Annotated in this window: 15 protein-coding genes; 5 read left to right on the forward strand and 10 right to left on the reverse strand. The window is 32.7% G+C overall.

Annotated features, from left to right (window positions below; translation table 11 throughout):
• Positions 1–54 precede the first annotated feature (54 nt).
• The gene (gene aroC / locus R3L15_RS06175) at positions 55–1,119 is read left to right on the forward strand and encodes a chorismate synthase (protein ID WP_338733899.1); all 1,065 of its coding nucleotides are present in this window, start codon (positions 55–57) and stop codon (positions 1,117–1,119) included.
• A 73-nt stretch (positions 1,120–1,192) separates the two neighbouring features.
• Positions 1,193–2,497 (forward strand): dicarboxylate/amino acid:cation symporter, encoded by a 1,305-nt coding sequence (locus R3L15_RS06180; RefSeq protein ID WP_338733901.1) that lies wholly within the window; start codon positions 1,193–1,195, stop codon positions 2,495–2,497.
• Positions 2,498–2,746: 249 nt separating this feature from the next.
• Here the strand turns inward: R3L15_RS06180 and R3L15_RS06185 are convergent, their stop codons facing one another.
• From R3L15_RS06185 to R3L15_RS06195, 3 genes are all read right to left on the reverse strand, one after another.
• Complete coding sequence (locus R3L15_RS06185) at positions 2,747–3,163, reverse strand: DCC1-like thiol-disulfide oxidoreductase family protein (protein ID WP_338733903.1); 417 nt, start codon at positions 3,161–3,163, stop codon at positions 2,747–2,749.
• 1 nt (position 3,164) lies between these two features.
• Positions 3,165–5,339 (reverse strand): endonuclease MutS2, encoded by a 2,175-nt coding sequence (locus R3L15_RS06190; protein WP_338733904.1) that lies wholly within the window; start codon positions 5,337–5,339, stop codon positions 3,165–3,167.
• Positions 5,340–6,047: 708 nt separating this feature from the next.
• Positions 6,048–7,541 carry a YfcC family protein gene (locus R3L15_RS06195; RefSeq protein WP_338733905.1) on the reverse strand — a complete coding sequence of 498 codons (1,494 nt, stop codon included), beginning with the start codon at positions 7,539–7,541 and terminating at the stop codon, positions 6,048–6,050.
• Positions 7,542–7,610: 69 nt separating this feature from the next.
• Here R3L15_RS06195 and R3L15_RS06200 point away from each other — a divergent pair, with 69 nt between their 5' ends.
• Entirely contained in the window at positions 7,611–8,276 is a 666-nt protein-coding gene (locus R3L15_RS06200; RefSeq protein WP_338733906.1) for a uracil-DNA glycosylase, read from the forward strand.
• Between the two features lie 245 nt (positions 8,277–8,521).
• On the opposite strand, the gene R3L15_RS06205 is transcribed toward R3L15_RS06200, so the two are convergent.
• The 5 genes from R3L15_RS06205 to R3L15_RS06225 are packed head-to-tail and all read right to left on the reverse strand — an operon-like array spanning position 8,522 to position 12,465.
• Positions 8,522–9,376, reverse strand: coding sequence for a substrate-binding domain-containing protein (locus R3L15_RS06205; RefSeq protein WP_338733907.1), 855 nt, complete (start codon positions 9,374–9,376; stop codon positions 8,522–8,524).
• Positions 9,377–9,379: 3 nt separating this feature from the next.
• On the reverse strand, positions 9,380–10,249 hold the full coding sequence (locus tag R3L15_RS06210; RefSeq protein ID WP_338733908.1) for a nucleoside phosphorylase: 870 nt from the start codon (positions 10,247–10,249) through the stop codon (positions 9,380–9,382).
• Entirely contained in the window at positions 10,239–11,174 is a 936-nt protein-coding gene (locus R3L15_RS06215; protein WP_338733909.1) for a DUF1835 domain-containing protein, read from the reverse strand. Before R3L15_RS06215 ends, R3L15_RS06210 begins: the two co-directional genes overlap by 11 nt.
• A gap of 1 nt (position 11,175) precedes the next feature.
• The gene (locus tag R3L15_RS06220) at positions 11,176–11,508 is read right to left on the reverse strand and encodes a translation initiation factor (RefSeq protein ID WP_338733910.1); all 333 of its coding nucleotides are present in this window, start codon (positions 11,506–11,508) and stop codon (positions 11,176–11,178) included.
• A gap of 6 nt (positions 11,509–11,514) precedes the next feature.
• Positions 11,515–12,465, reverse strand: coding sequence for a 2-oxoglutarate and iron-dependent oxygenase domain-containing protein (locus tag R3L15_RS06225; protein ID WP_338733911.1), 951 nt, complete (start codon positions 12,463–12,465; stop codon positions 11,515–11,517).
• Between the two features lie 158 nt (positions 12,466–12,623).
• Between R3L15_RS06225 and R3L15_RS06230 the strand changes: the two genes are divergently transcribed.
• Positions 12,624–14,603: a dehydrogenase E1 component subunit alpha/beta gene (locus tag R3L15_RS06230; RefSeq protein WP_338733912.1), complete on the forward strand. Its 1,980-nt coding sequence runs from the start codon at positions 12,624–12,626 to the stop codon at positions 14,601–14,603.
• Positions 14,604–14,628: 25 nt separating this feature from the next.
• A complete protein-coding gene (locus R3L15_RS06235) occupies positions 14,629–15,060 on the forward strand; it encodes a 3D domain-containing protein (RefSeq protein WP_405023546.1) in 432 nt (143 codons plus the stop codon).
• A gap of 26 nt (positions 15,061–15,086) precedes the next feature.
• On the opposite strand, the gene R3L15_RS06240 is transcribed toward R3L15_RS06235, so the two are convergent.
• Entirely contained in the window at positions 15,087–15,218 is a 132-nt protein-coding gene (locus R3L15_RS06240) for a hypothetical protein (RefSeq protein ID WP_262706705.1), read from the reverse strand.
• A gap of 47 nt (positions 15,219–15,265) precedes the next feature.
• A complete protein-coding gene (locus R3L15_RS06245) occupies positions 15,266–15,424 on the reverse strand; it encodes a hypothetical protein (RefSeq protein ID WP_338733915.1) in 159 nt (52 codons plus the stop codon).
• Positions 15,425–15,482: the final 58 nt, after the last annotated feature.

Genomic DNA, 15,482 nt, shown 5'->3' on the forward strand with positions numbered 1-15,482 from the left:
CGATTTTTGTTTCTTTAAGAATAGGGTTACATTAGCATAAAAATATAGCGATTAATGGCAGGAAATACCTTCGGAAAATTATTTAAACTCACCACTTTTGGCGAATCGCATGGTTCTGCAATTGGCGGTGTAATTGATGGCTGTCCAGCTGGTTTAAAACTCGATTTTAAAGCCATTCAACATGAATTAGATAGAAGAAAGCCAGGGCAATCCAATATCGTAACTCAGCGTAAAGAGCCAGACACCGTCGAGTTTTTATCAGGTATTTTTGAAGGTCAAACCACAGGAACTTCTATTGGATTTATTATTAAAAACACCAATCAAAAATCTAAAGACTACTCACATATAAAAGACGTTTACAGGCCAAGTCATGCCGATTATACTTACGATAAAAAATATGGCCATCGTGATTATCGTGGTGGTGGACGTAGTTCGGCAAGAGAAACAGCTTGTAGAGTAGTGGCAGGAGCCATTGCCAAACAGTTTTTAAGCACCACTTCAATACATGCATACACCTCTTCTGTAGGCAATATTTATTTAGAAAAACCCTACCAAGATTTAGATTTTAACCTAACAGAAAGTAACGATGTACGCTGTCCAGACAATGATGTAGCAGCTAAAATGATTGATAAAATTAAGTCTATAAGAAAAGAAGGCGATACCATAGGCGGAACGGTTACCTGTGTTTTAAAACACGTGCCTGCTGGTCTTGGAGAACCTGTTTTCGATAAACTTCATGCCGAACTAGGTAAAGCCATGTTATCTATAAATGCCGTAAAAGGTTTTGAGTACGGTAGCGGATTTTGTGGTACTAAAATGAAAGGAAGCGAACACAACGATCTTTTTAATAAAGACGGCAGTACAAAAACAAATTTATCAGGCGGCATCCAAGGCGGAATAAGCAACGGTATGGATATTTACTTTCGCATTGCCTTTAAGCCCGTAGCAACAATAATGCAAGAACAAAACACTTTAAATGCTAAAGGAAATATGGTAAAAATGCAAGGAAAAGGCAGGCACGATCCCTGTGTTGTTCCAAGAGCCATTCCCATTGTAGAGGCTATGGCAGCATTAGTTCTTGCAGATTATTATTTACAACATAAAATTTATAATAAGTAGCAAATACCTGCTTTCGGCTTTATCTTTTATGACATAAAAGGATATCGCCTCTATCAGGGCTAAAAAAAATAAAATGAAGAAACTCGCATTACATTGGCAAATTATTATCGGAATGGTTTTAGGTGTTGTTTTCGCACTTATTATGGCAAATTTTGAGTGGGGAAGCAAATTTGTGACCAATTGGATAAAACCCTTCGGAACCATTTTTATAAACCTTTTAAAACTTATTGCCGTTCCTTTAATTTTAGCGTCGTTAATAAAAGGCGTGTCCGACCTTAAAGATATTTCCAAACTATCTAAAATGGGCGGACGTACAATAATCACCTATATCTTCACAACCATTATAGCCGTTTCTATAGGATTAACTGTGGTAAACATTGTAAAACCTGGAAAGTCTATTTCTCAAGAAACCAGAACCGAGCTAGTAGAAAGCTATAAAGGCGATGCCGATTCTAAAATATCTGCCGCCGAAAATCAAAAAAATGCCGGGCCATTAAAAGCGCTTGAAGATTTGGTGCCTAGTAATATTTTTAACGCTGCGAGCGATAATGGCAATATGCTTCAAGTTATTTTCTTTGCTATTTTCTTTGGCATTGGACTAATTTTAATACCAGAAGAACAAGCCAAACCCGTAAAACAGTTTTTTGATGGCTTTAACGAAGTCATTTTAAAACTTATAGATCTTATTATGCTAACAGCTCCTTATGGGGTATTTGCACTTTTAGCAGCTTTAGTGGTAGAATCACCAAGCGCCGATTTATTTAAAGCCTTGGGTTGGTACGCTCTATGTGTTGTTTTAGGTTTAGCCTTAATGATTTGTGTTTACATCCTTATTGTTTGGATTTTCACCAAGAAAAAACCGTCTTTCTTTATAAATGGCATTTCACCAGCACAACTTTTAGCGTTTTCAACAAGTAGTAGCGCAGCAACACTTCCAGTAACTATGGAACGTGTTGAAGAACATTTAGGCGTAGAAGAAGAAGTGGCTAGTTTTGTTTTACCTATTGGCGCTACCATTAATATGGATGGTACTAGTTTATATCAAGCTGTAGCTGCAGTTTTTATTGCGCAAGCTTTTGGTATGGACTTAAGTTTTGGTGTCCAATTAGGAATTATTGCTACTGCAACTTTAGCATCTATTGGGAGTGCTGCTGTTCCAGGCGCAGGAATGGTTATGCTTGTTATTGTTTTAGCTCAAGCAGGGATTCCAGAAGCTGGTTTAGCCTTAATTTTTGCCGTTGATAGACCGTTAGATATGTGTAGAACTACGGTTAATGTTACTGGAGACGCTGCTGTTTCTATGTTAGTAGCAAAATCGGTAGATAAATTGAGTGACCCTGAAACCAAAAACTGGGATGATAACTATCCTAAAAAATAAATTATTAATTTCTTTTGTGTCTCCTAAAGGTGTATTTCATGGAAGATTTTTGCATAAACAACTAACAAAACAATTAAAATTCACGCTTCATCGAATAATTAAGTGTTTTTAAATCAAATGTTTATAAATTAGAGGAAGGAAATTAGAATTTTGTGCCATAATTTTAAATTCTAAATTTCATTTTAGTTTAATTTTTTGGTTAGTTGTTAAGTTTTTAAAAAAGTTCCTTTTCAAAAAAAGGAACTTTTTTCATATAAACTTGTTTTTTAATTCTGGCGTTGGAATCATACACGCCTCACGTTTACCGTACCATTTATATCTATTTTTAGCAATGTAGTCGTAAACCCAATTTCTTATAAATGCAGGTATAATTAAAAATATAGACATTAAATTCCTAGGAAACCCTAATTGTGACGCAATTTTTAAAGCTGCTGTAGATTTATGTGTTAAATTCTTAGAGGACGAGTAGAGTAGTATAGAATCTATTTTAGACGTTTCTATATTAAAATCTTTAATAATCTGTTGGCCAACCTCGCTTTGCAATGCCGTAAACATAAAGCGGTTATGCTTATCATGCTTTATAACATATTGCACAGAACTGTTACAGAGGTTGCAAACACCGTCAAATAGAATAAGTTGTTTATTTTCAGGTAAATTATATGTCACTTTATTTAAGTTTTACGGCTTCAACCAATTCTAATTTATCTAAAGAAACATTGGTTGTAAACAGCCCATAATTTACTATTGCCTTATTTTTTTCAATTTTATCTATACTGCCAACAGCACGTCCATCTTCAAGTCGTACACGATCGCCCACCTTTAATTTTGGTTTAGGTTTTGGTGGCTTTAAAGCTGCTTTTTTCTTTTCAGCTTTCTTTTTCTTTCTAATTACTTCTACCTTTTTTTCAGCCTCTTGTTTTACTTGTTGTTCTTTGGCTTTTTCAACGCGTTTTTCCTTTTTAGATTTTCGTTTACGCTTAGAGTTTTCTATTTGAACAAGTTTAAACAATTCGTTCATTAAATCACGTTTACGCTTATTTTCAAAGTAGGTTTCAGCTAAATCATTTACTTTTTGTCCCAAATAAATTAGACGTTGATTGCTATCGTAAAGTTCTTGATAATCTTCAAGTTTTTTTTGAATTCTGGCATTAACTTCTTCTAGTTTATCGGCTTCACTTTGCTTTTTACGTTCGTTTTGCTTTAAGGAACGTTCGGTTTTTTCTAATTTACTACGCTCTTTTTGAAGTTTCGCAATAGTACGATCAAAACGTACCTTACCACGTTCTATTTTCTTTTTTGCCTTGTTTATTAAACTGTATGGAATACCATTTTTCTGAGCCACTTCAAAAGTAAACGAACTACCTGCTTGCCCTAAAACTAATTTAAACATGGGTTGGAGCGAACGTTCGTCAAAAAGCATATTGGCATTTTGCATATAAGGTAATTCGTTGGCTAATATTTTTAAGTTGGAGTAGTGGGTTGTTATAATCCCAAAGGCTTCACGTTCGTAAAATACTTCTAAAAATGTTTCGGCCAATGCACCGCCAAGTTCAGGGTCACTTCCAGTACCAAATTCATCTATCAAGAAAAGCGTATTCTTATTACATTTTTTAAGAAAATAATTCATTTGCTTTAAACGATAGCTATAAGTACTTAAATGGTTTTCTATAGATTGATTATCGCCAATATCGCTTAAAACTCTATCAAATAAACACATTCTACTGCGTTCGTGAACAGGAATAAGCATACCTGTTTGTAACATAACTTGCAATAAACCTACAGTTTTTAGGGTAATACTTTTTCCACCAGCATTTGGTCCCGAAATAACGATTATACGGTTATCTTGTTTTAGTTCTATGGTTTGCGGAAATGTTTTTTCGCCTTTTCTTTGATTGTTTAAATATAGTAACGGATGATAAGCGTCCCGCAAAAACAAATCACGTTCGGTTGAAATTTTGGGTAAAACAGCCTGCAACGATTGAGCATATTTTGCCTTTGCAGAAATAACATCTATTTTAATTAAAAAATCTTGATACTCTTGAAGTAACGAGGTAAAAGGACGAATAAACTGTGTTAATTCTTTTAAAATACGTGTAATTTCTTCTTTCTCTTCGTATTCTAAATTGTTTAACTCTCTAGTAAATTGCAGCGTAGTTTGCGGTTCTATAAAAACAATACTACCAGTTTTACTTCCGCCTAAAATAGCGCCTTTTATTTTTCGCCTGTACATGGACTTAACAGCAAGTACACGCTTGTTTTCGACTACAGATTCTCTAATGTCATCTAAATATTCTAACTCTGCATAATGGTTTAAAGCCGTTGTAAAACTTTGGTTTATAGTTCCTTTTAGCTTATTTATTCTTTGACGAAGCTCGAAGAGTAGAGGTGATGCATCATTTTTTATATCGCCAAAACGATCTATAATTATATTTATTTCTTTAATAAGTAGTTTGGTTACTTCGATTTTTGAAGCAAAAGAATTTAAATTTGAATAATATTCTTCAAATTTTTTAAGAAATAAAACAATCGTATTACATGTTTCTGATACCGAAGCTATTTTTTGAAAACTATGTATTTCTAAAAACGTATTATCAATTTTTAGTAATTTAATTTCTCTTGTTAATGGCTCGAAATGATGATTTGGTATACGGTTATCGTTATCAAAAGACGCTAAATACTCGTTTGTTAACGCTAAAGAAAACAAGACTTCTTCCTGAGTTTTGTAGGGCAAACTTTGTAAAATAGCTTCATTTCCTAAAGCAGTAAGGGCATATTCACCAACTTGCTCTAGTACAGTAGGGAATTCTAAATCTTGTAATGTTTTCTTATGAATGTTAATCATTTTAATGTGCTACTTTAAAAAGAAAATTACAAAAATACAGATAATTTGCTTTTGTTAAAGCTTATTGCACGATAAAGCCCATTTATACCTTGATTTAAGGTATAAAAAATGATCAGAAGAAATATATATGTAAAGTGTTTAAGGTCTAATTTAACTTAATAGCTTCTTTTTTACATTAACAAACATTAATTGATAGATATAATTATGCTTGCTTTAGATAAATATTATTCATGAATTAACCACACCTAGAGTGCATTCCTAACTAGGATATAAAATAATATTTAAATAAACAAGACGTTCTATCTATTAGAGAAGGTTATTGTTAACAACAACAATATGTTAGGATTTTTTTATATGAATCTTAACTTTCTGTTACTGAAAACTCCCCTCAGGATAGATTTTTGTATCTCCTCTTAAAATTAAAGGTGGTACATTATTAACTTTTTTATTAGTCTTTGTTTTGTTAGAACTAAAGAATAACAACAAAAAATTAATAACTACCAATACTGTTAAAACAATAGTAATAGTTATAACCATATAGGATAGATTTAAAAGCTTACTCAAAAACAAATCTAACCTATTTAATTAAAAAAAAAAATAACTATTGTTGTTTTGCGTTATTTAGAATATTGAAAGTTAATATTTTACATTAAACAAAAACTAAGATAACGTTTTATTAAATTAACAATTAATCAAAATAAATTGTAGCTACAAAACCATAATTGTCAACCATATCATGGTTATAACTGTTAAAATAAGAACTAAAGGATATACAAACTTTAACCATTTATTAAACCCTATTTTCACCATTGCTAATGATGCTAAAATCAAACCAGTAGGATTTAAGAATGAAAAAATTCCCATACCATATTGGTAGCAATTAACAATAACTTCTCTACCAAAACCAAATGTGTCGGCTAAAGGAGACATAATAGGCATTGTCAATACAGCCATACCTGAAGAACTTGGTATAAAAAACGACAAACCACTATAGGCTAATAAAAGAATGTTTGCAAAAACACCTTTATGCAATCCGCTAGTTACTTGAGTAATATTATGTAATATAGTATCACTTATCATACCGTCTTCCATAATAACCGAAACACCTCTTGCTATACCAATAATTAAGGCTACACCAAGTAAGTCACTAGCTCCATTTACAAAGGTTTCAACAAAATGAGCTTCCTTTATTTTACCAATAACACCTATTAAAATAGCGCCAACTAAAAACACTGTTGTCATTTCTATAAACCACCAGTCTAGTTGAGATACGCCAATAATCATAACAATAAAACATAAAGCAAACACCAGTAAAATTAATCGTAATCTGGGTGTTAAGGCTCGAGTTGTTTCTGTATTTGTACCAAATAAAGATTCTATCATAGCTTTTTCCTCAAAGACAAGAGATTTTTCTGGATGTGCTTTTACTTTACTAGCATACCTTAAAATGTATATAATACATACAGTAGTACATAAAACCAACATGAAAATTCGCCCATATAATCCTGTTGTCCAATTTATACCAGCTGCATCTGAAGCTATAATGGTACTAAACGGATTAACTGTAGAACACATTGTACCAACCGAAGTTCCTATATAAATAGCGGCTAATGGCACCATACCATCATATTTTGCAGCTAAAAAAATAGGGATTAAAATAGGGTAGAAGGCTATTGTTTCTTCAGCTAGTCCAAATGTTGTACCTCCTAAAGCAATTAAACTAGTTACTAAAATAATTAACCAATATTCATGACCTTTAAGCTTTTTAGCTAACCAGGAAATACCTGCTTCAAAAGCACCAGTAGTATTCATAATACCAATAAGTCCACCAATAATTAAAACTAGGAAAATAATATCTGCTGCTTCAATAACACCTTTTATAGGAGATTTTAAAAAGGCTGCTAAGCCTTGAGGTGTTGCCTCTAACTCACGATATGTTCCTGGTACAGAAATAGGTTTCCAAATATCGCCATTAGTAAATTTTTCTAACGGTATTTTTATGTTAAGCTTTTCTAGAGTTTCGCTCGAGGCAGGAAGGTTTTTTGCATCAGCATTTGATTGCTGTATAACAAAAGATTGGCTATTCTTATTGTATTGTAATGTATCGTACTTTCCAGCGGGAATTAGCCAAGTTAGCAAAGCTGCAAAAGCTGCAATTATTAATAAAATAGTTTGTGCGGTGGGAAACTTTATTTTTTTCACTAGTAAATATTCTTAAAAAATAAAGATAATACTATTTTAGTATTCCTATTTTAAAAACACATAAAATACATGAATGTTAAAATAAATGACAGTTGGAAACCCTATTTACAAGCTGAATTTGAAAAAACGTATTTTAAAAATCTTGTTTCTTTTATTAAAAGTGATTATCAAAAACACACCTGTTATCCACCAGGAAGTTTAATTTTTTCTGCTTTTAACCATTGTAGTTTTAATGATGTAAAGGTTGTTATTATAGGGCAAGATCCTTATCATGGACCTAATCAAGCAAATGGATTGTGTTTTTCGGTTACAGATGATGTTCCACATCCACCGTCTCTTATAAATATTTTTAAAGAGATTGAAAAAGATATTCATGTATCTTATCCTAAAAGCGGTAATCTTGAACGTTGGGCAGATCAAGGTGTTCTTTTATTAAACGCAACGCTAACTGTAAGGGCAGGACAGGCAGGAAGTCATCAAAATAAAGGTTGGGAAACGTTTACAGATGCTGTAATAAAAACCATTAGTGATAATAAAAAGCATGTTGTTTTTTTACTGTGGGGAGGTTATGCTAAAAAAAAGACTAGATTAATTGATGGTAAAAAACATCATATTTTAACATCTGGACATCCATCACCACTAAGTGCTAATAGAGGATATTGGTTTAATAACAAGCATTTTAGTAAAACTAACTCCCTGTTGGAGCAAGATGGTGCTCAGCCAATTTCTTGGTAGGTGATGAAACTGTTTTTTTTGTTGTTAAGAAGTTAGGTAATTTAATGTCGTTGGCTTCACGCTTGGTTGTTTTATTACAGCTAAAAATAAGAAGTAAAAAATTAATAACTATTAAAGCCGAAATAATAAATACAATTGTTAACAACATAAATGATTGACAGTTTTTAGCTTACTTTATTATGAATATAACAATTTAATACAAAAAAATGTAGTTTTAATAATAATAATAGATGAACAGTCGCTTTTTACAGTTTTTTAACCAATTTATTATATGGTAATTGATTACTTATTATACCTAAGCTTTTTAATTGATCTTGAACATTCATAATTGTTTTCTCGTCGATAAGCTCTTGAGACCACTCGGTTAAAGACAACCATTCTTGAACATCTTCTAATTTTTGGTTATACCTATTAGCTATAGTATTATCGATACTTGGGATTTCTTTAAAATCTTCGGTGACTACATTAACAATATTTAAGATTGATTGCAATTCTTCTGGATGTTGTTCTATAAACTCGTTTCTAGCAGCAACAACAAAACACGGCCAAGGGGTAGGGCAATTTCCAATGCGTCTAAAAATACCATCATCTACAATGGGTTTTGTTGTAAATTTTTCCCACATAAAATAATCGGCAGCACCAGATGACAGCCCTTTAACGGCGCCATCAAGATTTTTTATAACTTCAAAGTGTAAATCTTCTTCTAAATCCCAATTATTATTTTTAGCATTAATATAAGCCATCAAGTGAGAACCAGAACCATAGCGACTAATAGCAGCTTTGGTACCTTTTAAATCGTTTATTTCTTGATAATCGGAATTTTTAGCTACATGTATTCCCCAGATTAATGGCGATTTCACAAAAGTTTGTACAATACTACTCGGGTTTCCTTCAACAATATCCTTTATTATACCTTCAGTAAGAATAACAGCTAAATCTATATCGCCTTTTCTTAACGATTTACACATATCGCCGGTACCACCATAATAATCTTTCCATCTTAGGTTTATACCTGCTTTTTTAAATGTGCCACTTTTTAGTGCTAAATACCAGGCTAAATTAAAGTGCTCTGGAACACCTCCAACGTTTACTGTTTTCATAAATTATTGTGTAAGTTTTTCTAGAGCGTATTGTATTAATTTTTCTGTAATAATTTTGGGAGATTTACTAAATGTACCATTAGGTCTATTAGCTATAATCGCATTTGCAGATAACGCATTGTGCCCTAATAATGAAGACAACCCGTAAATACCTGCAGTTTCCATTTCTAGGTTTGTTATTTTTATACCTTCATAATCAAAACTAGCAAGTTTATCATTTAATAAATCGTCTTGCAATGGAAGGCGTAAAACACGCCCTTGTGGCCCATAAAATCCAACATTGGTTGCTGTACAACCAACAAATGTTTGGTTAGATGATAACTTTTCTAACAATCTATTGTCACCTTTTACAACATAAGGTTGTGACTTTTTTTGATGCCAATTTGTATGTGCTATTAAAGCGTTAGATATATTTTGGTATTGTACTTGTTCGCTATCATAAAAATGAAGCAAACTATCAAAACCTATGGCATATTCACTAAGTAAGAAACTATCAACAGGAATATTCTCTTGTAATGATCCGGATGTTCCTATTCTAATAATATTTAACGATGTATGGTTAGGTTTTACTTCTCTGCGTTCTAAATCGATGTTAACTAAAGCATCTAATTCGTTTAAAACGATGTCTATATTGTCTGTACCAATTCCTGTTGATACAACACTTAAACGTGTTCCGTTTAGTGTTCCTGTTTGTGTATGAAATTCTCTTTTTCTAACCTTAAAATCAATAGTATCAAAATACTTTGTCACCTTGTCAACCCTGTCAGGATCGCCTACAGTAATAATAGTCTTTGCAATATGTTCTGGTTTTAAATTTAGGTGGTAAACACTACCATCTGGATTTAAAATTAATTCTGAATCTTTAATTGGCATTAATAGGTGTTTTTATAAGTTTATTTTCAGTTTTACTAAACTGATATTCTAATCGGTTTACACCACCAAAATCAATATTATTATTAAGTTCTAAAGCAAAATTATGCTGTCCTAACAATGCTTCATGGCCTTTTCTGTTTAGGGTTATATTGTCTTTGGTTTCTTCAAAGAAAATAGATAGGTTTTCTATAAGACGTTCTATTTGTAAATCGCCATAGCCATAGTAACCTTGATAATTTAATACATAACCCAACAAATGATGCCGGGATTTAATGTCGTGATCTTTAATGAGCTGCAAAATATTGTTTTCTAAAACACTTAAACCATTAACCGAGCTAGGGAAACGTTCTAAATGGGCTTTTAAACAACTATTTAAATACTGAAAAGAAGACTTTTTGAGTATAAAAGGTTTAAATAAATTATGATCTTTCCCACAATAAATACCCCAAAGTGTTTCTGCTAACTCTAAGTCGCTTTTCTTTAATGTAGTTTTGTTTTTTAAGTGACTTAACAACTGATTTTGTGAAAGTTCGCCTAATCCTTTTAAACTATCTTCACCTTCAATTCTACCGCTACAAACCAAATAAATAGGTAAGTTAACATGCTTTTGCCTTAATAGACTAATAGCAGCCATTAAGTTAATATGACAAAATAAGTCGTATTCAAACCATAATATTACTTCTGTATATTGATTTGCGTGGTTTAATTTATCTATATCATTTTGAAACTTATCATCTTCAAATTCTAAACCATATACTTCACTAAAAAAAACCTTTCGTTTGTTTATATGAGCCTCAGAATCTAACTGTTCCATAGTTTGGCCTTCACATAACATCTCGTTCCAAGTTAAAATATCACCTGGAATAGAGAGCTCTAATAAACGCTCTGTCATAACGTCTCCATTTGTTATGTGTAGCGTTTGCATACTAACCTCCAACGCGTTTAACAGAAAACCCTTTATCTTTTAAAATAGCCATAATTTGATCGCGATAATCGCCTTGAATAATTATCGTGTCGTTTTTAAACGATCCGCCAACACCAAGTGTTGTTTTAAGCTCTTTGGCTAATTGCTTAAAATCACTATCGGCACCAGTATAACCTTCTAAAATGGTTATAGGTTTTCCTTTTCGTTTTTCGTACTTGCAAATAATAGGATCGTCTTGTAGCCATAAATCATCATCTTCAGAATGATTAGTTTCTTCTGAAGGTTCTGGCACATGATCTGGAAATAAATTTTTTAATTGATCTTGTAAATCCATAAGAAATTACTTTTTAATAAGACCTAACTCTACCAAGCGTTCATGTAAAAACTCACCTGCAGTAATATCTTCGTATTGTTTTGGATGCTCGGCATCAACACAACTGTCTAAAACATCTAATTTCATTTCAGAAATAGGATGCATGAAAAATGGAATCGAGTAGCGTGAGGTTCCCCAAAGTTCTTTTGGTGGATTAACTACACGATGTATTGTAGATTTTAATTTGTTATTAGTATGTCTTGATAACATATCGCCTACATTAATCATTAATTCATCGGGTTCGGCAATTGCATCTATCCATTCACCTTTATGGTTTTGTACTTGCAAGCCGCGACCTTGAGCGCCCATTAATAACGTAATTAAATTAATATCGCCATGTGCAGCAGCTCTTACAGCATCTTTAGGTTCTTGGGTAATTGGTGGGTAATGTATAGGACGTAATATAGAATTTCCATTATGAATATAGCCATCGAAATACGTTTCCTCTAAACCTAAATGTAACGCTAATGCTCTTAAAACATACTTAGCTGTTTTTTCTAGCATTTGGTAAGTTTCTTTCCCTACTTTATTAAACTCTGGAAGTTCTTTTACTTCTACATTGTCTGGGTATTCTTCAGCTAATTTAGGATTGTCATCAACATATTGTCCAAAATGCCAAAATTCTTTTAAATCGCCTTCTTTTTTTCCTTTGGCACTTTCTTTTCCAAAAGAAACATAGCCTCGCTGTCCGCCAATGCCTGGCACTTCGTATTTTTGTTTAACTTCAAGAGGTAACTCAAAAAAGTTTTTAATTTCAGTATAAAGTTTATCTACTAAGGTTTCATCTAAAAAATGCCCTTTTAAAGCAACAAAGCCAATGTCTTCGTAAGCCTTTCCTATATTATCAACAAACTGTTGTTTTCGTTTAGGATCGTCAGAAAGAAAATCTGATAAATCTACGCTTGGTATACTATTCATGGTATTACTATTTAAAATCGTATGTCTTACAAATGTACGAAAACATTGCAAAGTTTCCGCTTCATATAACGACTAAGATTTTTCATTTTTCCTACATAACATTTAGCTATATTTGAGAAATTTTTAAAATTTGAACCTAAAAGGTGACTATTACACATATGATTGCATATAAAAACACAAAACTTACTAAAGATACTTTAACGCAACTATATAAAAGCATGCTTAAGCCTAGGCTAATAGAAGAGAAAATGCTTATTCTATTGCGACAAGGAAAAATTTCCAAATGGTTTTCTGGAATTGGCCAAGAAGCCATTTCTGTAGGTGTTACTACTGCCATGAAAAATGAAGAGTATATACTTCCTATGCACCGTAATCTTGGTGTGTTTACTACTAGGCAAGTGCCTTTAAAACGCTTGTTTTGTCAGTGGCAAGGAAAAGCCAGCGGATTTACCAATGGCCGTGATCGTTCTTTTCATTTTGGAACTCAAGAGTACAATATTGTAGGAATGATTTCACATTTAGGCCCACAATTAGGCGTTGCCGATGGTATTTCTTTAGCTAAAAAACTAAAAAACAAACAACACGTAACGGTTGTGTTTACTGGTGAAGGAGGTACTAGTGAAGGCGATTTTCATGAAGCGCTAAATGTCGCCTCGGTATGGCAACTGCCAGTTATGTTTTGTATTGAAAATAATGGTTATGGACTCTCTACGCCAACCATTGAGCAATATAACTGCGATAATCTAGCGGATAGAGGTATAGGATATGGTATAGAATCTCATATTATAGATGGGAATAATATTCTTGAGGTCTATGAAAAAGTTAATGCTATTGCCAAAAGCATTCGCTCCAATCCACGACCTGTACTTATTGAGTTTAAAACTTTTAGAATGCGTGGTCATGAAGAGGCGAGTGGCACCAAGTATGTTCCTAACGAACTTCTTGAAACTTGGGCTGAAAAAGATCCTGTTGATAATTTTAAACGCTACCTTATAGAACAAAGCATCATCACTGCAGAAGATAATGACAGTTTTATTAAAAGTATTAAATCTGAAATAGATCAAGCACTAGAAGAAGCTTATGCAGAAGAGGCTATAACACCTAATTTAGAAAAAGAATTAACCGATGTTTATAAACCCTTTAACTACCAACATGTAGAAGCAGAAGAAACCAAAGAAGAGTTACGTCTTGTCGATGCTATTTCTCAAGGCTTAAAACAATCTATGGAGAAACACGACAACCTAGTAATTATGGGACAAGATATTGCCGAATATGGTGGCGTGTTTAAAATTACCGAAGGTTTCGTTGAACAATTTGGTAAAGATCGTGTTCGTAATACGCCTATTTGCGAATCGTCTATTATTGAAGTAGGTATGGGGTTGTCTATTGCGGGAATAAAAAGTATTGTTGAAATGCAATTTTCCGATTTTGTGACGTCTGGATTTAACCCTATTGTAAATTATTTAGCTAAAGTACATTACCGTTGGAATCAACACGCCGATGTTGTTGTACGCATGCCTTGTGGTGCTGGCGTAGCTGCTGGACCATTCCATTCGCAAACTAACGAAGCATGGTTTACAAAAACTCCTGGATTAAAAGTGGTGTACCCTGCGTTTCCTTATGATGCTAAAGGGCTTTTAGCTACAGCTATTAACGATCCTAACCCTGTAATGTTTTTCGAGCACAAAGCATTATACCGTAGTATTCGTCAAGACGTTCCAACAAACTATTACACCATTCCGTTAGGAAAAGCGGCAATCTTAAAAGAAGGTGAAGACATCACCATTATTTCTTATGGCGCTGGCGTGCATTGGGCTCTAGAAACCCTAGAAAACAATTCAAATATTAGTGCTGATCTTATTGATTTGAGAACTCTTCAGCCGTTAGATACAGAGACTATTTTTAATTCAGTAAAGAAAACTGGTAAGGCTATTATCTTACAAGAAGATTCTTTATTTGGAGGTATCGCTTCAGATGTTTCTGCATTAATTATGGAACATTGTTTCCAATATTTAGATGCTCCAGTAAAACGTGTGGCTAGTTTAGAAACACCAATTCCGTTTATTAATCAATTAGAAGATCAATATTTACCAAAAAATAAGTTTCAGCAAGCGTTAATAGATTTATTAGAATATTAAATTGTGCTTTTTGTTATATTTAAGCGTGATTAAATATTTATCTATCATATTATTTACTGTATTTACAGGCTGTAATAAGACGCCTAAACAGTCCATATCTCAATACAAATGGGAATGTTTAGATGTTACAGTAACAGCTTATAACAGTCTTTCATACCAAACCAATAGTCAACCTAATATTACAGCGTTTGGCGATACGTTATCTCCTAATTTAAAATGTATTGCTGTTTCTCGTGACCTTTTAAAGTTAGGATTAACTTATAACACACCTGTTGTTATAGAAGGGTTGGAAGGGATATATCTTGTGAAAGATAAAATGCATAGACGATGGCGAAAACGTATTGATATCTACATGGGCAAAGACGTTAAAAAAGCCAAACAATGGGGGCGTCAAAAATTAACTATTAATTATCAGGTAAAACGAGATTCTTTAGACATAAAAAAAGCCAGTAATTAAACTGGCTTTCGACTAATTCTAAACTATTAATGGGCGTAACGTTCGTGTCTGGTCCATAAAGCATCATGATAGCTATTTATACTTTCTACAAGCTTTTGCCTTGGTAATGGCTTATACTTATTTATTGAATCTCTAGTTAATGTAATAATAGCTTTCATGATGTGTTCGTTTTTTTTGATTGATGATTAGTTTAAAAGGTCTGTACTTATCTGTAACGTCTTTTCGTATTCCAAGTATAACTCTTAGTATTACTTAATGTTCCAGAAATCTGATTGTTGTTTAAAGTTCTCATAATAAATGTGTTTTTTGATTGATTTACACCTAATAGACGACCAAAATCTAAAATTGTTACAGTACTATGCATTACACAATAGTATTTTAACATTTTTTAACGATTTTAATAAAAGTTTACATAGGGTAGA

This window comes from Mangrovimonas cancribranchiae, assembly GCF_037126245.1.
Classification (GTDB): domain Bacteria; phylum Bacteroidota; class Bacteroidia; order Flavobacteriales; family Flavobacteriaceae; genus Mangrovimonas; species Mangrovimonas cancribranchiae.